The 984-nt window shown below is 60.4% G+C and carries 1 protein-coding gene and 1 pseudogene; both read left to right on the forward strand.

Annotated features, from left to right (window positions below; genetic code table 11):
• Positions 1-328 (forward strand): annotated as a pseudogene (locus tag A3AY_RS37075) (aliphatic sulfonate ABC transporter substrate-binding protein); the annotation flags it as partial.
• A 17-nt stretch (positions 329-345) separates the two neighbouring features.
• A partial coding sequence (locus A3AY_RS35385) for an ABC transporter permease (RefSeq protein WP_018326525.1) occupies positions 346-984 on the forward strand: 639 nt, incomplete at its 3' end.

Here is a 984-nt window from a genome sequence, read left to right on the forward strand (position 1 = left end):
CACCACCGAGACCTTCGCCACCGAGCATCCGGACATCGTCAGGCGTGTCATCGCCGCCTATGAGCAGGCGCGCGCTCAGGCGATCGCCGATCCAACTGCATTGAAGGCGGCCTTAGTCGAGGCGGCGAAGCTGCCGGACGAGGTGATCGCCAAGCAACTCGAACGCACGGATATCTCCCAGCCGACGATCGGCGACCTTCAGCGTGACACGATCTCGAAAGCGGGTATCGCCTTGCAGAGCGCCGGTGTTCTTCCGGCCGACGTGGATATCCAGAAAGTCACCAGCGAACTGATCGATGACAGTTTCGCTGTCGGGAAAACGCAGTGAAGGCGTAAAGCATCGTCATGGCGGATTTGGCCGAGACTGGAATCAACACAGAGACAAACACGTCGCGATCAGTCGCGGCGTCGGCGTTTTATGGAGTGGGCCGTCAGGCGACGGCAGCCATCATCGTGCCCGCTCTCGGGCTGCTGTTCTGGGAAGTCGCGGTTGCAGCCGGATGGTTTTCCGGCCGTCTCATGCCGCCTCCGTCCAGGGTTGCGGCGACCTTGTGGGCTCTTTTGAAGTCCGGCGAATTGTTCAACCATATCGGCATTACGACTGTCAGGGTGTTCTTCGGATTTGTCCTCGGCACCGTCACGGCCACTATGGCGGGCGCCGTGACCGGATATTTCGGATTGGCGCGCCGCCTGATCGACCCGTCGCTTCAGGCGCTTCGCTCCATTCCGTCAATCGCCTGGGTGCCTTTGTTCATTCTCTGGTTCGGGATTTTCGAAGCGTCGAAAGTGGCGCTGATCGCTGTCGGTGTCTTCTTTCCGGTCTATCTCGGTGTGTCGGGCGCTATTTTGTCGGTTGACCGCAAGATCGTCGAGGTCGGGCGGATCTTCCGGCTGTCCGGATTTACCATGGTGCGGCGGGTGATGATGCCGGCAGTCTTGCCAGCCTATGTGATTGCCTTGCGGTCGGGGCTCGGTCTTGGTTGG

It is taken from the genome of Rhizobium giardinii bv. giardinii H152 (assembly GCF_000379605.1).
Classification (GTDB): Bacteria; Pseudomonadota; Alphaproteobacteria; order Rhizobiales; family Rhizobiaceae; genus Pararhizobium; species Pararhizobium giardinii.